Source organism: Modestobacter sp. L9-4, assembly GCF_019112525.1.
GTDB lineage: Bacteria > Actinomycetota > Actinomycetes > Mycobacteriales > Geodermatophilaceae > Modestobacter.
In genome coordinates, this window is sequence record NZ_CP077800.1 from 915,880 (window position 1) to 935,120 (window position 19,241).

At 77.5% G+C, this 19,241-nt stretch carries 16 protein-coding genes; 6 read left to right on the forward strand and 10 right to left on the reverse strand.

Annotated elements, in window-relative coordinates:
- The first annotated feature begins 46 nt into the window (after positions 1-46).
- Positions 47-2,371, forward strand: a complete 2,325-nt coding sequence (locus KUM42_RS04265; RefSeq protein ID WP_237495232.1) for an AAA family ATPase — start codon at positions 47-49, stop codon at positions 2,369-2,371.
- 103 nt (positions 2,372-2,474) lie between these two features.
- Here the strand turns inward: KUM42_RS04265 and KUM42_RS04270 are convergent, their stop codons facing one another.
- From KUM42_RS04270 to KUM42_RS04300, 7 genes are all read right to left on the reverse strand, one after another.
- A complete protein-coding gene (locus KUM42_RS04270; protein WP_237495234.1) occupies positions 2,475-3,341 on the reverse strand; it encodes an endonuclease domain-containing protein in 867 nt (288 codons plus the stop codon).
- A gap of 386 nt (positions 3,342-3,727) precedes the next feature.
- Positions 3,728-6,016 carry a SpoIIE family protein phosphatase gene (locus tag KUM42_RS04275; RefSeq protein ID WP_237495236.1) on the reverse strand — a complete coding sequence of 763 codons (2,289 nt, stop codon included), beginning with the start codon at positions 6,014-6,016 and terminating at the stop codon, positions 3,728-3,730.
- A complete protein-coding gene (locus KUM42_RS04280) occupies positions 6,013-6,804 on the reverse strand; it encodes an alpha/beta fold hydrolase (protein WP_237495238.1) in 792 nt (263 codons plus the stop codon). Before KUM42_RS04280 ends, KUM42_RS04275 begins: the two co-directional genes overlap by 4 nt.
- Before the next feature lie 63 nt (positions 6,805-6,867).
- Positions 6,868-8,115 carry a cytochrome P450 gene (locus KUM42_RS04285; protein ID WP_237495240.1) on the reverse strand — a complete coding sequence of 416 codons (1,248 nt, stop codon included), beginning with the start codon at positions 8,113-8,115 and terminating at the stop codon, positions 6,868-6,870.
- A gap of 96 nt (positions 8,116-8,211) precedes the next feature.
- Positions 8,212-9,753, reverse strand: coding sequence for an SIR2 family protein (locus tag KUM42_RS04290; protein WP_237495241.1), 1,542 nt, complete (start codon positions 9,751-9,753; stop codon positions 8,212-8,214).
- Positions 9,750-10,403 (reverse strand): phosphodiesterase, encoded by a 654-nt coding sequence (locus KUM42_RS04295; protein WP_237495243.1) that lies wholly within the window; start codon positions 10,401-10,403, stop codon positions 9,750-9,752. Before KUM42_RS04295 ends, KUM42_RS04290 begins: the two co-directional genes overlap by 4 nt.
- Positions 10,404-10,740: 337 nt before the next feature.
- The gene (locus KUM42_RS04300; protein ID WP_237495245.1) at positions 10,741-11,379 is read right to left on the reverse strand and encodes a hypothetical protein; all 639 of its coding nucleotides are present in this window, start codon (positions 11,377-11,379) and stop codon (positions 10,741-10,743) included.
- A gap of 104 nt (positions 11,380-11,483) precedes the next feature.
- Between KUM42_RS04300 and KUM42_RS04305 the strand changes: the two genes are divergently transcribed.
- The 3 genes from KUM42_RS04305 to KUM42_RS04315 all read left to right on the forward strand — a co-directional run bounded on the left by KUM42_RS04305 (position 11,484) and on the right by KUM42_RS04315 (position 14,163).
- Entirely contained in the window at positions 11,484-12,326 is an 843-nt protein-coding gene (locus KUM42_RS04305) for a DUF1206 domain-containing protein (RefSeq protein WP_237495247.1), read from the forward strand.
- 116 nt (positions 12,327-12,442) lie between these two features.
- Entirely contained in the window at positions 12,443-13,294 is an 852-nt protein-coding gene (locus KUM42_RS04310) for a DUF1206 domain-containing protein (protein ID WP_237495248.1), read from the forward strand.
- Positions 13,295-13,299: 5 nt separating this feature from the next.
- Positions 13,300-14,163, forward strand: a complete 864-nt coding sequence (locus tag KUM42_RS04315; protein ID WP_237495249.1) for a DUF1206 domain-containing protein — start codon at positions 13,300-13,302, stop codon at positions 14,161-14,163.
- A gap of 27 nt (positions 14,164-14,190) precedes the next feature.
- Here the strand turns inward: KUM42_RS04315 and KUM42_RS04320 are convergent, their stop codons facing one another.
- Both KUM42_RS04320 and KUM42_RS04325 read right to left on the reverse strand, forming a co-directional pair.
- Positions 14,191-14,586: a GNAT family N-acetyltransferase gene (locus KUM42_RS04320; RefSeq protein WP_237495251.1), complete on the reverse strand. Its 396-nt coding sequence runs from the start codon at positions 14,584-14,586 to the stop codon at positions 14,191-14,193.
- A 25-nt stretch (positions 14,587-14,611) separates the two neighbouring features.
- A complete protein-coding gene (locus KUM42_RS04325) occupies positions 14,612-14,959 on the reverse strand; it encodes an STAS domain-containing protein (protein WP_237495253.1) in 348 nt (115 codons plus the stop codon).
- Positions 14,960-15,213: 254 nt separating this feature from the next.
- Between KUM42_RS04325 and KUM42_RS04330 the strand changes: the two genes are divergently transcribed.
- Entirely contained in the window at positions 15,214-15,546 is a 333-nt protein-coding gene (locus tag KUM42_RS04330) for a hypothetical protein (protein WP_237495255.1), read from the forward strand.
- A 204-nt stretch (positions 15,547-15,750) separates the two neighbouring features.
- The gene (locus tag KUM42_RS04335; RefSeq protein ID WP_237495257.1) at positions 15,751-16,116 is read left to right on the forward strand and encodes a hypothetical protein; all 366 of its coding nucleotides are present in this window, start codon (positions 15,751-15,753) and stop codon (positions 16,114-16,116) included.
- Positions 16,117-16,272: 156 nt separating this feature from the next.
- On the opposite strand, the gene KUM42_RS04340 is transcribed toward KUM42_RS04335, so the two are convergent.
- On the reverse strand, positions 16,273-19,221 hold the full coding sequence (locus tag KUM42_RS04340) for a sacsin N-terminal ATP-binding-like domain-containing protein (protein ID WP_237495259.1): 2,949 nt from the start codon (positions 19,219-19,221) through the stop codon (positions 16,273-16,275).
- Positions 19,222-19,241 lie beyond the last annotated feature (20 nt).

Here is a 19,241-nt window from a genome sequence, read left to right on the forward strand (position 1 = left end):
CGCCGATCACGGCTCGCTGGACCCCCACGCGTAGGAGTTGCAGGACTTGTCGAGCCCCTCCCCCGGCACGGACCCCGCATCGGACCCGGAGCTCGCCGCCGAGCAGGCCGCCGTCACCGACCTCTACCGACGGCTGGACGCCAACCGCGAGCACGCCGTCTACCGGTTCAAGCAGGCGCTGGCGATGCCGGCGATCAACCCGCAGGCCCTCGGTGAACGGGAGGCCGCCGCCAGCTTCCAGACGCAGCGGATCACCGCCCTCGACGCCGCCGAGCACGGCCTGGTGATCGGCCGCCTCGACCGCGAGGAGCAGCCGCAGCCGCTGTACATCGGCCGCGTCGGCCTGCCCGCCGACGACCCCGCCGGTGACCCCGCGCTGGTCGACTGGCGTGCGCCGGCGTCCCGGCCGTTCTACACGGCCACCCCCTTCCGGCCCGAGGGCGTCGTCCGCCGCCGGCACGTGCGCACCCGCGGGCGAACCGTGGTCGCGGTCAACGACGAGGTGCTGAGCATCGACGCCGCCTCCGCCGGCGACGGTCCGGCGCTCACCGGCGAGGCGGCACTGATGGCCGCGCTGACCGCCGAGCGCACCGGCCGGATGACCGACATCGTCGCCACCATCCAGGCCGAGCAGGACGCGATCATCCGCAGCGACGCCCGCGGCGTGCTCGTCGTCCAGGGCGGGCCGGGCACCGGCAAGACCGCCGTCGCCCTGCACCGCGCGGCCTACCTGCTCTACACGCACCGCGAGCGGCTGGGCCGCAGCGGCCTGCTGGTCGTCGGCCCCACGCCGACCTTCCTGTCCTACATCGCCGACGTGCTGCCCTCCCTCGGCGAGACCGGCGTGCTGCTCGCCGGCCTGGGTCAGCTGCGCCCGGGCCTGGACGCCCGCGGCACCGAGTCCCCGGAGACCGCCGAGGTCAAGGGCCGGCTGGCCATGGTCGACGTGCTCACCGCCGCCGTCCGCGACCGGCAGACGCTGGGCCGCGGCGTCCGGGAGCTGGTCATCGACGGGGTGCGCATCTCGCTGCGCCCGGCCGACCTGACCCGCGCCCGCACCGCCGGACGCCGGGCCTCCCGGCAGCACAACCTCGGCCGCCCGGCCTTCGCCCGCGCCGTGGCCGACCTGGTCACCGAGCGGTACGTGGGCCGGATCGGCGCCGACGTGCGCGGCGGGGAGACCCTGCTCGACAGCCGGGACGTCGACGCGCTCCGCTCGGAGGTCATCAGCGACCCCGCGGTGCGCCGGCTGGTCGAGGAGCTGTGGCCCAAGCTCACGCCCGAGGAGCTGCTGGCCGACCTGCTCACCTCCCCCGACCGGCTCAGGCGGGCGACGAAGAACTGGACCGAGGAGGACCGGGCACTGCTGCTGCGCACCGACGGCACCGCCTGGACCCCGGCCGACGTCCCGCTGCTGGAGGAGGCCGACGAGCTGCTCGGCTACGACGACAGCGCCGAGCGGGCCGCCGAGGCCCGCCGTCAGCGTCGCGAGCGGGCCGAGGCCCAGGACACCCTGGACATGCTGCACGGCTCGCGCTCCACCGACCTCGAGGACGACGAGGAGGGCGAGGAGCTCACCGCCGGCGACCTGCTGGACGCCGAGTCGCTGGCCGCCCGCAACGCCGAGGTCGACTACCGCACCACGGCCGAGCGGGCCGCCGCCGACCGCACCTGGACCTTCGGGCACGTGGTGGTCGACGAGGCGCAGGAGCTGTCGGCGATGACCTGGCGGCTGCTGGTGCGCCGCTGCCCCACCCGGTCGATGACCGTCGTCGGCGACCTCGCGCAGACCGGCAGCCTGGCCGGCGCGCAGGCCTGGGGCGAGGCGCTGCGGCCCTCGGTCGGCGACGCGCACTGGCGGCTGGCCGAGCTCACCGTCAACTACCGGACGCCCGCGGAGATCATGGCCGTGGCGGCCGCGGTCCTGGCGGCCGGTGGTGCACAGACCTCCGCCCCGCGGTCCGTGCGCAGGACCGGCGTCCCGCCGACCGAGGAGCGGGCCGCCGAGGCCGAGCTGCCGACGCGGGTGGCCGAGGTCGCCGCCGAGCTCGCCGGGCTGGGCGGCACGGTCGCGGTGATCGTGCCGCCGAGCCGGCTGACCGCCACCCTGGACGCCGTCCGGCAGCAGCTGCCCACCGCGCAGGCCGGCGCGGACGCCGACTCCCGCCGCGCACCGGTGGTGCTGGTGCCCGGCGAGGCCAAGGGCCTGGAGTTCGACTCGGTGGTGCTGGTCGACCCGTGCGCGGTGCTCGCCGAGGGCGTGCGCGGGTACAGCGACCTCTACGTGGCCCTCACCCGGTCCACCCAGCGCCTGGCCGTCGTCCACCCCGGCGAGCTCCCCGAGGAGCTGTCCACCCTCGTCCCCGCCTGAGGGACCCGGGCGACGTCGCGGCGCGCCATCGACTGTGCACCCAGCGGGCTGACCCCGGCTCGCCGACCCCGCTGGGGGCACAGTCGGTGGCCGCGCAGCCCACTCAAGTGGCCAGCAGGGCGGCGATGCGGGCGACGAGCGCCTCGGGGCGGTAGAGGTCGGCGGCGGTCACGAAGACGACGCGCCAGCCGGCGGCGGTGAGCCGGTTCAGCCGCTGCCGGTCTTTGGCGAACTGACCGGGCTCGGCGTGCCAGAGCCCGTCGTACTCCACGGCCACCCGGTGTGCCGGCCAGCCGAAGTCGACGTCGGCCACGAACCGGCCGCCGTGGACGACGCGGTGCTGGGCCACCGGGGCCGGCAGCCCACCCCGCCGCATCAGCAGCCGCAGCCTGGTCTCCTGCGGCGACTGCGCGAGACCGTCGGCCAGCGCGCACACCGTGCGGGCCCGGCGGCAGCCGCGCCCGGCCTGCGCGGTGGCCAGCGCCCTGACCGCTGTCAGCCCGGCGGCCCCGGACACGGTCATCCAGTCGACGGCGACCACCGCCTCGTCCAGCGGCAGCGCGGCGGCGAGCGCCACGGTGGTCGACACGGGATCGGTCACCCGGACGCCGCGGTGGGTACACACCCGGTGCGGGTCGAGGACAGCTCGGCGCACGCGCAGACCGGGAGCCCGCACCGGGTGGGCGCCCGGCGGGAGGGTCAGCTCGACGTCGTCCTCGGGCTCGGCGAGGTCCACGCCCCAGAGCACCGCGGCGCTGCGCCCGGTTACCACCGCTCCGGGCCGGAGCACGCCTGCCGCCGCCCGGGCGCGCAGGGCGTGGGTGACCGGGACGTCAGCGGCGATGTGCACGTCCCGGAACAGCGCCCGGTACCGCGGCCCGCGCAGCACATCAGGCGTCACCAGCCCCCGGTGGACGGCCACCGAACCGCGGAACACCCCACGCAGCGGGGCATCGGCGCGGACGGACACCCGAGCAGCGTCCCCGAAGAGACGTCGCGCCCGGGTTCGTCGTCCACAGGTCCGCCGACTGTGCGCTCACCTGGCCCGATCCGTCCTGGCGACCCCGCTGAGGGCACGGTCGATCGGCACCAGCGACGGGCGGCGAGACCGGCGGCGCATCGGTCGCGGAGAAGGGTCAAGCCTGGTGCGCCGAGTGTGCGCACACCGGGCCGGGTACCTCTGGCGGGCCCCGCTGCGCGCACGGTGGAGGGGCGGAGCAGCGCACAGCGGCTCAGAAGACGCGGTGCGGCGATCGAGTGAGACGACTGTGCGCACACCGGGCTGGATCCGGCCCGCTGACCCCGCTGGGCGCACAGTCGGCGCTCGCCCGCTGCGCGCACAGGCGCACACGGGACTCAGGGGTCGCGGGTGAGCGCGAGCAGGGCGATGTCGTCGGCGCGGTGGGTGCCGGCGAGGTCGGACAGCAGCCGGTCGCACAGCTCGTCGGGGGTGGACGTCGCCGACCGGCCGGCCGCGGCCCGCAACCGCTCCAGGCCCGCGTCGATGTCGCTGCTGCGGCTCTCCACGAGCCCGTCGGTGAACAGCACCAGCGTGGCCCCGGGCGGGACGACGCCGCTCCACTCCGCCGCCGGCGCGGGCGGGGCGCCGAGCATCCGGGTGGGCACCACCGGCAGGAACTCCGCCCGGCCGTCGACGACCAGCAATGGCGGCGGGTGGCCGGCCGAGGCCACGTGCAGCTCACCGGTGGGCACGTCGAGGGTGGCGAACAGGGCGGTGGCCATCCGCTGCAGCCCCAGCAGCGGCCAGCTGGCCTGCAGCCGGTCGATGACGGCGGCCGGCGCCGGGGCCTCCACCAGCAGCGCCCGGTAGACGCTGCGCAGCTGCCCCATGGTCGCCGCGGCGGTGATGTCGTGGCCGACGACGTCACCGACCGCGATCGCCACGTGCCGGCCGGGCAGCGGGGCGACGTCGTAGAAGTCACCGCCGATCTCCACCCCGGAGGTGGCCGCGAGGTAGCGCACCGCCACCGTCATGCCGGGCACCGGCGGCGGGGGCGGTGGCAGCAGGGTCGCCTGCAGGACGTGCGAGGTGCGGGCCTCGAGCTCGTAGCGCTGCGCCTTGGCCATCATCAGGCTCACCTGCAGGCCCAGCTGCTCGGCGAGCTCCACGTCGGCGGCGGTGAACGGACGCCGGCGCCGGTCGACCGCCAGCGTCATCACCCCCAGCGCCCGGCCCTCCGCCATCAGCGGGACGCTGACCAGGCTGATCAGCTCCAGGGCGCGGGCGGCGGCGACCTCCTCGGGGCTGCGCGCCATCGCGGCCAGCTCGGCCTCGTCGACGGCGGTGAACCACCGGGTGCGGCCCTCGGCCATCGCGGTGCGGGCCGGCGCCGGCAGGTCGCGGTGCGGCGGGGCCCAGGCGCGCAGCACGTCGACGAAGGGCTGGCGCCCCGGGTCGCCGTGCCGGGCCACGACCCGCTCCATGCCGTGCTCGCCCACCAGGTCCAGCACGCACAGGTCGGCCAGCCGCGGCACCACCATCTCCGCCAGCCGCTCGACGCTCTCGCCCACCCCGGCCGCCCGGGCCAGCATCCGGGCCGCGTCGAGCAGGAAGCCCGAGCGCTCGGCCTGGCGGGCGGTCTCCTCGTGCAGCCGGGCCCGCTCCAGCGCCTGACCGGCCTGCCGGCCCAGGGTGACCAGCAGGTCGACGTCGGCCGGGTCCAGCGAGCGGTGCGCGGCCGGCTCGGTGAGGCTGATGAGCTCGCCGTCGTCCGGGTCGCCGAGGGTGAGCAGCAGGGCACCCAGGTGGGTGCCGTCGGTGGTCACCGGGACGACGACCAGGTCGGTGACCCGCGCCGCCGCCGCGGCGGTGGCCAGCTCCGGCCAGGCCTCGCGCAGCGCCGCGGTCACCGGCACCGTGCGCACCCCCGAGCTGAGCACCAGCCCCACCCGGCCGGCCGAGGTGGCGTCCAGGGCGGCCAGCAGCGCGGCCGGCACGTTCTCGGCGGCGCTCAGCACCGCCGCGGGCTCGGTGGCACCGGGCCGGGCGGCGTCCGGGGCCACCAGCCACAGCGCCGCCCCGGTGGCGTGCACCGCGCGCCGGCTGCGGTGCACGACCACGGCCGCGGCGTCCGCGGTGGTCACCGCCGCGGCCAGCTCGGAGACGAACTGCTGCAGCGTGCGGGACCGGAGCCCGGAGTCCTCGGCCACCCGCTGCGCCGCCAGCAGGTCCAGCTCGTAGCGGCGGCGCGCGGTGGCCTCGAACAGGGTGGCGCGCACGATCAGCGGGCGACCGTCGGCGTCGCGCACCTCGATCGCGTTCACCAGGCAGGGCAGCAGCGAGCCGTCGGCCCGGACGACGTCCAGTGCGACCTCCCGGGCCGCCCCCTGCATGCGCAGCAGCGGGGTGAGGTGGGCGTCGTGGAACACCTGGCCGCCCAGGCTGAGCAGGTCGCGCAGCCGGGTGCGCAGCACCTCCCCCCGCGGCAGCCCCAGCCAGGTGCACATCGTCTGGTTGACCTTGACGATCGTGCCGTCGGCGAGCATCGAGAGGTAGCCGCAGGGGGCGTTCTCGTAGAGGTCCGCGGGGTCGTCGTCCAGCAGCTCGTCCAGCGCCGCCCGGACACCGTCGACCAGCCGGCGGTCGCGGGCGACGGGCCGTGCCGTCCCGCGGGCGTCGGTCACAGCCAGGCCCGGATGGCGGCGGAGGTCTCCTCCGGGGCGCTCAGGTGCGGACAGTGCCCGGTGGCGGAGAGCTGGACGAAGGTCGACCCGGGGACGTGCTCGTGCACGTAGCGGCCGGCGGTGACCGGGGCGATGACGTCCTCGGCGCACTGCAGCACCAGGGTCGGCACGTCGACGCCGGCCAGGTCGGCCCGGTTGTCGGACAGGAAGGAGATGCGGGCGAACTGGCGGGCGACGTCGGGGTCGGTGCGGCAGAAGGCGGTGGTCAGCTCGGCGGCCAGCTCCGGCCGGTTGGGGTTGGCCATGACCTGCGGGGCCATCAGCGTCGACCAGGCCAGGTGGTTGGCGTCCAGGCTCTCCAGCAGCTCCCGCAGCTGCGCGCGGCTGAAGCCACCGACGTAGTCGCCGTCGTCGACGTAGCGGGCGCTCGGGCCGACCATGACCATCGCGCCGATGCGCTCGGGCGCCATCGCGTGGGCCAGCACGCCGATCATCGCGCTGACGGAGTGCCCGACGAACACGGCGTCGGTCAGGTCCAGCTCGGTGAGGACCTCCACGACGTCCGCCGCGTAGCCGCGCAGCGAGCCGTACCGCACCGGGTCGTAGGCGGTCAGGTCGGAGTTGCCGAACCCGACGTGGTCGAAGGTGACCACCTGGTGGTCGGCGGCGAAGTGCGGCGTCACGTACCGCCACATGTGCTGGTCGCAGCCGTAGCCGTGCGCGAAGAGCATCGGCCGGGCACCGGGCGCGCCGCTGACCCGGACGTCGTTGCGCGCGCGGACGCTCACGACGGTCACCGTACTCATCCGCCCACCCCCGGCACAGTCCCGCCGCGCGGTACCGGAACCGGTTCAGCCCGCCCGGACACCGCTCAGCACGACTCCGCTGGCCGGGCGCGCCGGGATCCGGGACAGCGAGATGGTGAGGTCCTGCGGCGGCAGCCGGTACTGCAGCCGGGCCAGCCGGACGGCGAGGGCCGACAGCAGCGCGACGGTGACGTCCTCACCCGGGCAGCGGTGCCCGGTGCGGGGGTCGCCGGCACCCTGGGGCACCAGCTCCCACGCGCCGATCTCGCGCACCCGGTCGCCGGCGAGGAACCGCTCGGGGCGGAAGGCGTACGGCTCGGGGAACAGCTGCGGGTCGTGGTCGGTGCCCCACAGGTCCAGCAGCACCATCGACCCGGCCGGCACCCGCTCGCCCTCCCACTCCACCTCGCGCGGGGAGCGGCCGCCGATGAACGGCGCGAACGGGTAGAAGCGGCGCACCTCGTGGGCGAAGGCCTCGGCGAACGCCGGGTCGCCGGTGCACAGCCGCTCCCGGTTCCCCGGCCAGCGGTGCAGCGCGTGGGCGGAGAAGGCCACGAACCAGCAGACGGCGACGGTGGGCCGGACGACGTTGAGCACCTCCACCGCGGCCACCCGCGGCTCGAGCAGCTCACCGTCGGAGTCGCGGTGCGCGGCGACCGTGGCCAGCACCGAGCCGGCCGGCACGGTGCGGGCGCCGGAGCGCACCTCCTCGACGATGCCGGCCAGCCACGCCTCGCGCCGCTGCCGGACGCGGCGGGCCCGCCAGTGCCGCGGGGCACCGGTGGCGAAGCCGTCGACCAGGGTGGTGAGGTCGCGGGCCAGCGACGGCAGCTCGTCGTCGGCCACCGGGACGGCGGCCCAGTCGCAGACCCCGCGGGTGAGCACGCGGGCGGCCTCCTCCATCAGCACGACCTGCCCCTGCTCGCTCCAGCGCGGCACCGCGTCGTCCCAGGCGGCGGTGACCGCCTCGACCAGCTCGCCGACGCCGGGGCCCATCAGCAGGTGCACGAACATCGCCTTCCGCACCCGGTGCGCCTCGCCGTCCAGGGTGTGCACGGCGCCGTGCCCGAACAGCGTGCTGATCACCGGCTCGGGGAGCGCACCCCCGCGGCGCACGTGGTCCTCGTCGTAGACGAACCGCGCCCCGGCCGGGCCCTCGACGGCCAGCGCCTGACGCAGCATCACCCGGGTGCGCACGGTGTCCCGGCCGGCCGCGCGGCGCCGGTCGGGCAGCCAGGCGTAGCCCTTGGCGAGCATCGGGAGGGACTGGTCGAGCCGGGGCCGCCGCGTCATGGCAGGCCCCGTGCCCAGCCCCGCAGGAGTCCACTCATCCCACCGTGTGACCCGGTCGTCCCGCTCCGTGGCCGGGTCCGCCCGCCGGTGGTCCGGTCATCCCGCCCCGTGGCCCAGCTCCTCCAGCAGCCGGCGGACCTCGTGCCCGGCCCAGCTGCGCCCGGACGTGCCGGCCAGCGCCGTGGCGACGTCGCCGAGTGCGGCCGAGAGGGTGCGCTCCTCGGCGTCGAGCAACCCGCGGTAGGCCGGGTCGAGCAGGTAGCCGGTGGGCGGGCTGGACAGGCAGCCCAGCAGGTCCAGCAGCACCTCCAGCCGGCGGGCGGCCTCCGGACCGGGGGCGCCGGCGGCGGCCATGGCGACCGTGTCGACGTCGCGCTCCCACAGCCGGGCGCGCACCGGGTCCTCCTGCAGCGCCAGCACGGTGCCGCTGCGCCGCCGGTGCGGGTCCCCCGGGACGGTGAGGACGCTGCGCACCTGGTGGGCGATGCGGATCAGGTCGTCGTCGAGCATCGAGGTGCCCACGAACAGCACGTGCCGGGTCAGCAGCAGGGTCTGCAGCACCCCGGCCAACGCCGTCCGGTGGTCGCCGAACTCCAGGTACTGCTCCCGGGTGAGCACGATGCTGTCGGGGTGCGCGGCGTCGCCGTGCAGCTTGAGCAGCCAGCGGGCGCCCGGCTCGACCTCGGCGAACGGCAGCACCCGCAACGGCCGCCCGACGTCGGCGGCGGCCAGCTCGACCAGCGGGTCGTAGTTGGTGGTCACGAACTCCGCGACCGGCAGCCCGGCGATCAGCGCGTGCGCCAGCCCGTAGGGCCCGGGGCCGAAGCGCTGCTGCACGTAGGTGGTCAGCTGGTCGCGACCGAGCTCGCGGGCCAGCAGCGCCGCGGCGTCCTGCGGCGGCAGCCCGGACAGCCCGGCGGTGAGCTCCTCGGGCAGCCCGGCCCGGTCGGCGAGCTCGTCGAGCAGCGCCTCCCAGGTGGGCAGCCCGGCCGCGGCGCTCACCCCGGCACCCAGGAAGACGGCCAGCTCGCCGGCCCGCGCCCGGGCGCCGAGGTCCTCGGCCACCTCCCGCAAGGGGGCCGGCAGCGCCCATCCCCCGCCCTCGGCGCGGCGCACCCGCTGCGCGGCGGCCAGGTCGCTGGGCCGGCGCAGCACCAGCGCGACGTCGTAGCCGTGCTCGGCCGCGGCCTCGCGCAGCACCGGCAGCAGCTGCTGCAGCAGCGCCCCGCGGCGGCCGGCCGCGCCGCCCCAGCCGGTGCCCAGCGCGGGCAGGCCGACCAGCCGGCGGGCCCGTCCGTGCGCGGGCCGCTCGACCGGGCGCCGGGCGACCGCGGCCAGCGCCTCCCGCGCACCCTCCAGCAGCCAGCTCAGCCCGCGGTCACCGCCGTCCTCGTGCTCCACGGTGTCGACCAGCCACGTGCGCCGGGCCCCGTCGCCGGGCAGCTCGCGCACCCGCGCGCCGGGGTCGAAGGACCCGGCCACGGTCACGCCGTCGTCGTCGGTGACGGCCACCGAGCCGGCCGGCAGCAGCGGCACCCAGCTGGTGCCCACCCGCAGGTCGCGGTCGGTGGGCACCAGGACGTCGTCGCAGGACAGCCGGGTCAGGTCGGCGCCGACGACGAAGACGTGGCCGCTCACCGGACCGGGGGCCGGACGGCGTCCAGCGGCTCACCCAGCGCCGCGCGGGCCGCGGTGTAGGCCGGCCGCCGGAACCGGGCCATCGGGCCGTCGGCGACCAGGCCGGGCGGTGGGTGCAGCACGGCGTCGAAGTGCAGCGGCGGGGCCTGGGGTGGTCGCTCCCCGAGCACGACCCGGGCGAAGGGCTGCTCCGGTCCGGAGCCGACGGTCGCGGCGAGGCCGAAGACGCCGGGACCGTGCGGGTGCGCGGCCAGCAGCACCGGTCCGGCCGGACCGCGGTAGCCCATCATCGAGCCGTAGGTGGTGGCCGGGTCGCGGCGCAGCACCGGCAGCCGGCGGGTCCACCGGCCGCGCCCGGAGGAGGACAGCAGCAGGTCGACCGGCCGCTCCCCCGGCGCGCGCAACGCGAAGCCGAGCAGGTCGGGCCACCGCGGCGGCAGCCCGGCGCCACGGGACAGCCGGACCAGGACGTCGTCCGTGCCGGGCTCGTCCAGCCAGGCGACGCCGCTGGGCCGCGGCAGCCCGGTGCGGTGCAGCCGGGCGGTGAGCACCACGCCGCGGGGGTGCATCGGCCGGCCACCGGAGGCCCGGGCCAGCAGCGCCAGCGGGACGGCGGCGAGCCGGCCGGCGGCCTCGGGGAGATCTGCCATGCCCTGCCGGTCACCCGCAGCGGCCCCGCTCAACCGTCCCTGCGGTGTGTCGGGGCCGGTCGGGCGGTGTACCCGGGGTCAGTCGCGGGTGGTGCCGCAGTCGGTGCAGCGCCGGCGGGCGACGTCGTTGGCGTGCCGGCAGTTCTCGCACGTCCAGGTGGTGCGCTCGATGGTCTCGCTCATGGTCGTCCTCCCAGCCCGCCGGGCAGGTGCCGGCGTCGACGTGCCGGCGGGCCAGGAACACCTGTCTGCCCACCGCACGCTCGAGGCTAGGCAGCGTCCGTGACGACCACGTGTCGTGCGGGGAACGACTGGACGGCGGCCCGTCGACGCCGGGTCAGCGCAGGGCGGCTGCGCCGCAGCCGCCGCCACCGGCGCTGCACGCGCAGCCACCGCAGCCGGCGGCGGGCGCGGGCGCGGCCGCCTCGCGGGCCGAGCGCACCGCGGCGACCAGGTAGCCGATCCCGGCGAGGGCCACGACGGCCACGGCCAGGACCCGGCCGGCGTCCAGGAGGCTGTCGACGCCGCCCAGGACGGCGGTGAGCACCGCAGCCGCGGCGACGACCACGGCCCCGGCGGCGGCGACCGCGGGACGGACGGCCGAGAGAGCGGCGAGCGCGGGCAGCGCCAGCACGGCGGCGGCCACGAAGACCCAGCCGGTGGCGGTGGCCGACAGCAGCGCGACGGCCGCGGCGAGCAGCCCGAGCCAGACGGCCCCGGCGCCGGCGACGGCGACGGTGCGGTCGGCTCCCCCGGTGCGGGCCGCCCGCAGCAGGGTGGCCCCGCGGACGAGCGCGCCGACGCCGAGCACGCCCAGCAGCACCCGCGGACCGGCACCCGACCAGGTGCCGGCCAGCACCGCGAGGGCCAGCAGCGCCGCGCCCAGCGCGGCCGGGCGCACCCAGGTGGGACGGACCGAGGGGGATGTCGACGGGGAGGTCCCGGCCAGCCGGCCGGCGGTCACGGCGTTCGTCACGCGCCCAGTCTCCCCCATCCGGCGCGGGTCGGTGCCGGGCAGCCCGCGGACCCGCGTGGAACCCTGTGCGCCGGGCCGGTGCCGGCCCGGGGACGGGGCGGTGGGTGGAGACCAGCAGTGCCGTGCACGACGCGGCGCGCAGCAGCACCCTGCGTCGGCTGGCCGCGGTCGGGCTGGCCGGGTACGGCGTCGTCCACCTGCTGGTGGCCGGGCTGGTGCTCCAGCTCGCCTGGCGCGGCGGCGGCCCGCGCAGCAGCGGGCAGGAGAGCACCGCCGACCCCACCGGTGCCCTCGCCGTGCTGGCCGGGTCGACCGCCGGCCGGTCGCTGCTGGTGCTGCTGGCCGTCGGCTTCGCCGCGCTGACGGTGTGGCAGGCGGTCGAGGTGCTGCGGCACCGCCGGGCGGTGCCGCAGCCCGGGCCGGAGCGGCGGGCCGCGGTGCTCCAGCTGCTGCGCACCGTGGGCAGCGCGCTGGTCTACGGCTGGCTGACCTGGCTGACGGTGCGGGCCGCGCTGGCGGGCGGGCAGCAGCGCGACGACGAGCAGCGGTCCGCCCGCGGGGTGCTCGCGCTGCCGGGCGGGCAGTGGCTGGTGGTCGGCGCCGGCGTCGTGCTGGTGGTCATCGGGGTGTACCAGCTGCAGAAGGGCTGGCGGGCCGGGTTCCTCGACGAGCTGGACCTCGACGGCCTCCCGCCGCGGCTGGGCCGGCTGACCCGGGTGGTGTGCCAGGGGGCGTTCGTGGCCAAGGGCGCCTCCTTCGCCGCCGTGGGCGTGGTGCTCGGCTGGGCGGCCGCCACCTTCGACCCCGACCAGGCGACCGGGCTGGACGGCGCCCTGCAGACGATCGTGGCGACCCGGTACGGGCCGTGGGTGCTGACCGGCATCGCGGCCGGGTTCGCCGCCTTCAGCGTGTACTGCTTCACCCGGGCCCGGCACCCGGTCAGCTGATCGCCGACCGGCGGTCGGCCCTCGCCCGTGCGAGGCTGTCCGCCGCGTGATCGTCGAGCGCCTGCGTCCGGAGCCGGCGACGGTCGTCGGGGGCGCGGTGACAGGAGGAGACGGTCATGGGCACCTCGGGGAACGTCGTGGGCTCCTCCGGGAACGCAGCGCAGCGGGCCGGTGACAGCCGGGCACTCGAGCGCCTCGCCCAGGTCGGCCTGACCGCCTACGGCGTCGTGCACCTGCTCATCGCGTGGCTGGCCCTCCAGCTGGCCTGGGGCGGCGGCGGCGGGTCCGCCGACCAGTCCGGCGCGATGGCCACCCTGGCGGGGGAGCCGCTGGGCAGGGCGCTGCTGTGGGTGCTGGTGGTCGGGCTGGTCGCGCTCGCCGTCTGGCAGCTGGCCGAGGTGCTGCGGCACCGCGCCGGCCTGCAGGCTCAGGGCGAGGCACGCAAGAAGGCCGCCGGCAAGGTCGTCAAGGCGGTCGCGAAGACCGTCGTGTACCTCTTCCTCGCCGTCACCGCCCTGCGGTTCGCCACCGGCGGCGGGCAGTCCAGCTCCGACCAGCAGCAGTCGACCGTCGCCGGGGTGTTCGGCTGGCCGGGCGGGCGGTTCCTGGTCGGCGTCGCCGCGCTCGTGGTGATCGGCGTCGGGGTCTACCACGTGCGCAAGGGCGTCACCGGCCACTTCCTGAAGGAGATCGACACCGCGCGGGCCGGTGCCGGGCAGCGCCGGGTGATCGAGCGGCTCGGCCAGGTCGGCTACCCCGCCAAGGGCGTGGCGCTGGCGCTGGTGGGCGGGCTGCTCGGCTGGGCGGCGGTCACCTTCGACCCGGAGAAGGCCAGCGGGCTCGACGGCGCGATGCGCACCCTGCTCGACGCTCCCTTCGGCAAGGTCCTGCTCACCCTGGTGGCCCTGGGCATCGCCGCGTTCGGCGTCTTCTGCCTGTTCCGCGCCCGCTACCCCGAGCGCACCTGAGCCCGGTGCACGTCGTCCCGCGCCGGGTGCACGACGCCGTCACCCGCGCCCGTGAGGTCACCGACCACCCGGTGCTCACCCACCTGGCCCGCGTCGGCCTGGTCGCCTACGGCGTCCTGCACGTGCTCATCGGCTGGCTGGCGTTCCGGATCGCCTGGTCCGAGACGCCCCGCACCGAGGACGCCGACCAGACCGGGGCGCTGCAGACCGTCGCCGGCTCCCCCGGTGGCCGGGTGCTGCTGTGGGTGATCGGGCTCGGCATGCTCGCGCTCGCGGTGTGGCAGGCCGGTGAGGTGCTGCGCTGGTGGACCGGGCTGCTGCGTCCCGGGCACCGGCGGCGGGTGGCGGTCGTGTGCGCCAAGTGCGGGGCGAAGGCGGTGGTCTACGCCGTGCTCGGGGTGACCGCGCTGTTCTTCGCCGTCGGCGCCGAGTACGACGCCGCCGTCCGGTTCCGCGACCTCACCGACGACGCGCTGCACGTGCCCGGCGGTGCCGCGCTCGTGGTGGCCGTGGGCGTCGGCGTGGTGGCCGTCGGGCTCTACACGCTGGTGCGCGGGGTGACCGGCGGGTTCATGCGGGACGTCGACCTCGACGCCGCCCCCGACCGGGTCGAGCCGTTCATCCAGCGGGTCGGCGCGGTGGGCTACGTCGCCAAGGGCATCGCGTTCGCGGTCTCCGGCGGGCTGCTGGTGTACGCCGCGGCCACCTCCGACGTGTCGACGGCCACCGGCCTGGACGGCGCGATGAACGCCATCGGCGCCGTGCCCACGGGGCAGTGGCTGCTCACCGCCGTAGCGGTCGGGTTCGCCGCGTTCGGGGTCTACGCGCTGGCCCGGGCCCGCTACCCCGACCGCGACCCGGCCAGCTGACCCCGGCCACCCCGGCCCGAGCGGGTGTCAGGCGAGGGCGACCAGGCCGGCGCCGGTGGGCGCGAAGCCGCAGCCGTCGAGGTAGAAGCCGCGCAGGTGCTCCTCGAAGTCCACGTGCAGCCACTCGCAGCCGGTCCCGCGGGAGCCGGCGACCGCGGCGCGCACCAGGGCCGACCCGATGCCCTGCCGGCGGCGGTCGGCGCGCACGAGGGTGTCGAGCAGGAAGGCGTGCACGCCGCCGTCCCAGGCCACGTTCACGAACCCGACCAGCTCGGCACCGTCGACGGCGGTCACCCAGCCGAGGCTGAACCGCTCGACCTGGGCGTTCCAGTCGTCGTCGAGGAGGCGGTGCCCGAAGCCCTCGGCGTGCAGCGCGTTGACGTCGTCGTTGGAGAAGGCGCCGCGCCAGGTGGTGGTGACCATCACCAGATCATGGACGCCGGCCCGGTCACCCGACGACGGTGAAGACGTCCCGGAGGCCGGTGATCTCCAGCGGACGGACGACGGCCCGGGTGCCGCCGACCCGCATCTGCAGCGTGCGGCCGCCGGCCTGGGCGGCGCGGTGCGCGGTGGCCAGGGCGGAGAGCCCGGCGGAGTCGAGGAAGCTGACCCCGGTCAGGTCGACCTCCACGGTGACGGTGCCCGGGCGCTCGAGCACCTCGAGCAGGCAGGTGCGCAGTCCGGGGGCGGTCGTGGAGTCGATCTCACCGCTCACCGTGATCACGGCGCCGTCGGCCGAGGTGGCGGCGCGGACGTCGATGCGGGTGGGGTCGAGATCGATGGGGAGTGCGGTCAAGCGGACCTCCGGCAGGCCAGGGCCGACGACGGACGTCGACCGTGAGCGCCGAGCAGACGTGCACTCGGTCGCGGCTGGTGGTTGAACCGCGACCAGGACGCTAGGCACCAGATCGGTCGCGCACAAGAGGTCGTCGGCGTGGCGGCTCCCGCCACGCCGGTGCTCACAGCCTCCACACCGGGCGTGTCCGGGGTCTCCTCCCCACCGGCGGTCATCGGCGACGGCACACAGGAGCCGGGCGGATACTGGTCGGCATGTCGAAGCGGACGATCGTCGCCGGGGTCGTGTGGGTGGTGCTGAGCGTCCTGGCGTTCACCGTGGACCCGATCCTCGGTGCGGTCGTGCTGATCTTCGGCGCCGCCGCCGTCGTCGTCGTCCAGCTGGCCAGCACCTGGGACGAGCACCCCGACTACGAGGCGCGCGAACAGGTCCGGGCCCGGCGGCGCAAGGCCAAGTGGGAGCGCAACTCCGGGTCCCGCGAGAAGGACGCCGCGCGCTACGCCGCCCACCTGGCGCGGCAGGCCGCCCGGGCCCGCGACGGGCAGGCCGGCACCACGCCCCGTTCCGACGCCGACACGACCTCCTGACCACCCGCCGGCAAACCGGTGGACGGCGGCCGCACGGCGGTCGTACCGTCCCCGCCATGGGCTCCTGACACGGCCGCACCCCCGATGAGCTGACGCGGGCTGCACAGCAGCACCGCCGTCGGCCGGTCCCGCACCGGCCGGCCCCGCACCCCGCTCGTCCCGGCGCGCCCGCCGGCCGCCGGCCGCACCCTCCTGGAGGCCCCCGTGTCACGACCCACCCCTGCCCTCGACGCCGTCGCCGAGGCCCGCGCCCAGCTGCCCGAGGACGCCCATGCCGACCTCGACCGGCTCGTCCACGGCGTGCTGGCCGGCCGGGCGCCCGCGCTCGGCGCCGCGCTGCGCAGCCAGCTGCCCGGCACCGGCGGGGTGCGCTGGCTGCACGCCGAGGGCCTCGCGCCCACGGCCCGCCCGTCGGCGCTGACCGCGGCGCAGTGGCTGTCGCTCTTCAGCACCTGGCAGGCCGCCCAGCCGGCGCCCCGCTCGGGCGGCCGCAGCGAGGGCCACGGCCCGCGGGCCGACAGCCGGCACGGCCACGCCCCCGGCGCCCAGGCCGCCCCCCGCTGGTTCTGACGGCCCCGTCCGAGCCTGCGAGGGGTGCGGAGGACGGGGTCCTCCCGATGCTCCCCACCACTCGCAGGCCCGTGGCGGGCCCCTGCAGGAGGAGCGCAGGACCCGCGATCGGTCGGTCGTCGGGGCGGGTCGGACGGTCGCTCGCCGGGTGATCGCTCAGCCGACGCTGTCCTCCGCGGCGAGCTCGGCGGCGCGCTGGGGGTGAGCGAAGGCCTCGGCCAGGGCCTGGCGCAGCGGCCAGGCCCCGGCCCGCCAGGCCAGCGCCCGGCCCAGCGCCGCGGGCGTACCGTCGACCGCGTCATTGTCGGCCCCGGGCCACCAGGCGACGCTGCGGCCACCGCTGACGGTGAGCGTCGGGTGCACCGCCACCGACCCGGTCAGCTCGGCCAGCCCCAGCCGGGTGGCGGCCAGCCGCGCCCCGGGCACCTCCGACCAGGCGACGGTGCGCGCCGCCCGGCTGGTCACCCGCGCCTGCTCCAGCTCGCTGGCCAACGGCAGGTCGAGCAGGTCGGCGACCGCCTCCGGGGCACCACCGGCCGGCACCAGCGGCGCATCGACCAGTGGCTGCAACCAGGGTGCGTCGAGCACGACGGCCTCGGCGCTGACCCGGTCCGGTGCCACCCGCACCCGCGCCGGCGGCTCGACGTCCACGCCGTCCAGCGCGGCGGCGAGCCGGGCGTAGACACGGGCCAGCACGGGCGGGCCGACGGTGCGCTGCGGGTCGCCGAGCCGGTGCAGCAGCTCCACCGCGTCGTCGACGTCGGCCAGCAGGTCGGCCACGGTCGCGGCCGGGCGCAGCAGCTCCAGCACCGCCGGCGGCAGGTCCGGGACGGGTTCGTACAGTCCCTGCAGCTCGACGCCGTCGGCCGCCCGGAGCTGGTCGGGACGGGTGCCGCCCAGCACGGGTGAGGTGCGCAGCCACCAGCGCAGGTGGCCCGGCACGGCGGTGCCGCCGAGGTCGACGTCCGCACGCGCGGTCGCCGGCAGGGCGGCCAGCAGCGGCAGCGCCCGGTCCCAGTCCCGCACCAGCTCCAGGTCGCGGACGGCGGTCAGCGGGGGCCAGTCCGGCGGTGGCGCACCGTCCGGCAGCCGGTCCAGCACCGCCTCCGCCCACTCCTCGGCCCGGTCGACGTCGAGCTCTTCCGGGTCGGCGGCGGTGACGAGGGCGAAGGTGTCCAGGACGCCGACCGCGCGCAGCGCACCCGCGTCCTGCCCGGTGGCGACCTCCGGGTCGAGGGTGCCCAGCGCGCCGGGGGCCAGCACGTCGGCCAGCGGTGAGCCCGGGAGGACGAGCTCCCCGGCGGGCGCCCAGCCGCCGTCGTCGTCGGGCAGCGCCAGCTCGGCCAGCCACGGCAGCTCGCCGGGGCGCGGTCCGGCCGCGGCGACCAGGGTGAGCACGGCGACGGCCAGCGGCTCGACGTCCTCGCCGTCGTCCGCCCGGTCCAGCGAGGTCTCCACCGCGGCCCGGACGTCGGGGTCGGCGAGCACCGCGGCCGCCGTCGCCGGGCGGGCACCGAGCCGCTCGAGCACGCGCCGGGCGGGGCCGACGGCCACGGCCGGGTCGGCGATCCGCAGCCCCAGCGGGGCCAGCCGGCCAGCGGGCAGCGCGGCGTCGGCCAGCAGCACGCCGGCCGGGGTCTGCGCGGTGCGCCCGTCGGCGAGCGGCACCGGCAGCGCGGCCAGCTCCTCCCGGTCGGCGCCGTCGAGGGCGGCGTAGAGGTCGGCCCACCACTCCCCCGGTCGCCGCACGCCGCGCACCGCCTCGACGACGTCGGCCAGCCCCGCCCGGCGCACCCCGAGCGCGGCCCGCACCGGGGCGTCGCGGCGGTGCGACCAGCCGGCCGGCAGCAGCCCGGGCAGGACGCCGACCAACGCGGCCACCCGCTCGTCGGTCGCCTCGTCGAGCGCGACGGCGCGGTCGGGCCGCAGCGGCCGCTCCTCCGGGTCGGCCGGCGGCAGCCACGCCGTCGCGGTGAGCCGGTCGAGCACCGCCGTGCACAGCGCCGCGTCCAGCGCGGCGGCGGCCAGGCCCACCCCGGGCACCAGCCGCAGCAGCACCGGGTCGGCGGGCAGCGCGGCGAGCAGCTCCGCGTAGCCGTCGGCGGCGGCCTGCACCAGCGCGTCGGTGACCGGCCCGGGCGCGACGTGCCGCCGGTCGGGGCCCAGCGGGAAGGGGGCGACCAGCCGGGCGGGCAGCGACAGCGGCTCGTCGCTGGGGGTCGGGGCGTGCAGCACCTGCCGGCCGGGCAGCGGAGCCGGGACGCCGGCCTCGTCCAGCGGGACCGCCCAGGTGAGGGTGGCCGCGCGGCGCCCGCGCTCCTCGACCGGGCGGTCGGCGAGCAGCTCGGCGGGCAGCTGCACGGTGCGCTGCACGAGCTGCCACGTCCTCGTCCGGTCGCCGTCGCCGAGCCGGACCCGGCCGCCGTCGTCCTCCCGGGTCAGCGTCCGGGTCGCCCCGTCGACGACCACGTCGACCCGGGCCAGTGCGGGCAGCGCGAGCAGCAGCTCGGCGTCCAGCGCGTGCAGCGCGGCCCGGACGGCGTCGGCACTGCCCGGCCGCAGCGGCAGCACGACCTCGGTGGCCAACCCGGCCGGCGGGGCGCCGTCGGCGTCGAAGGGCAGCCGCAGCACCGGGACGGCGCCGCCCCGGCGGGCGAGCTCCGCGGCCAGCGCCGGCACGGCGGCGACGGCGGCCCGGGTGTCCTCGGCGGAGAAGCGCACCGACCGTCCGGTGGACACCACGGCGGGGGCGTCGCTGACGGCCAGCACCGCGGCGAAGCCGACACCGAAGCGGCCCACGGCGTCGGCGGCGTCCCGCTTGGCCGATGCGCGGAGGGTGGCCAGCGCCTGCACGCCGTCGTCGTCCAGCGGGGCGCCGGTGTTGCCCGCGCGGAGCACGTCCCCGGTCAGCTCCAGGCGCAGGTGCCCGGGGACGCCGGTGCGGGCCGCGGCGTCGGCGGCGTTCTGGGCGAGCTCGACCAGCAGCCGGTCGCGGTAGCCGCCGCGGACCAGGTCCTCCTCGGCGTTGGCGTCCTCGCGGAAGCGGGCCGGGGAGTCGGTCCAGGCGGCGAGCACCCGGCGGCGCAGTTCGGTGGGCTCCGGCACGCCCGCAGCATGCCCTGCCC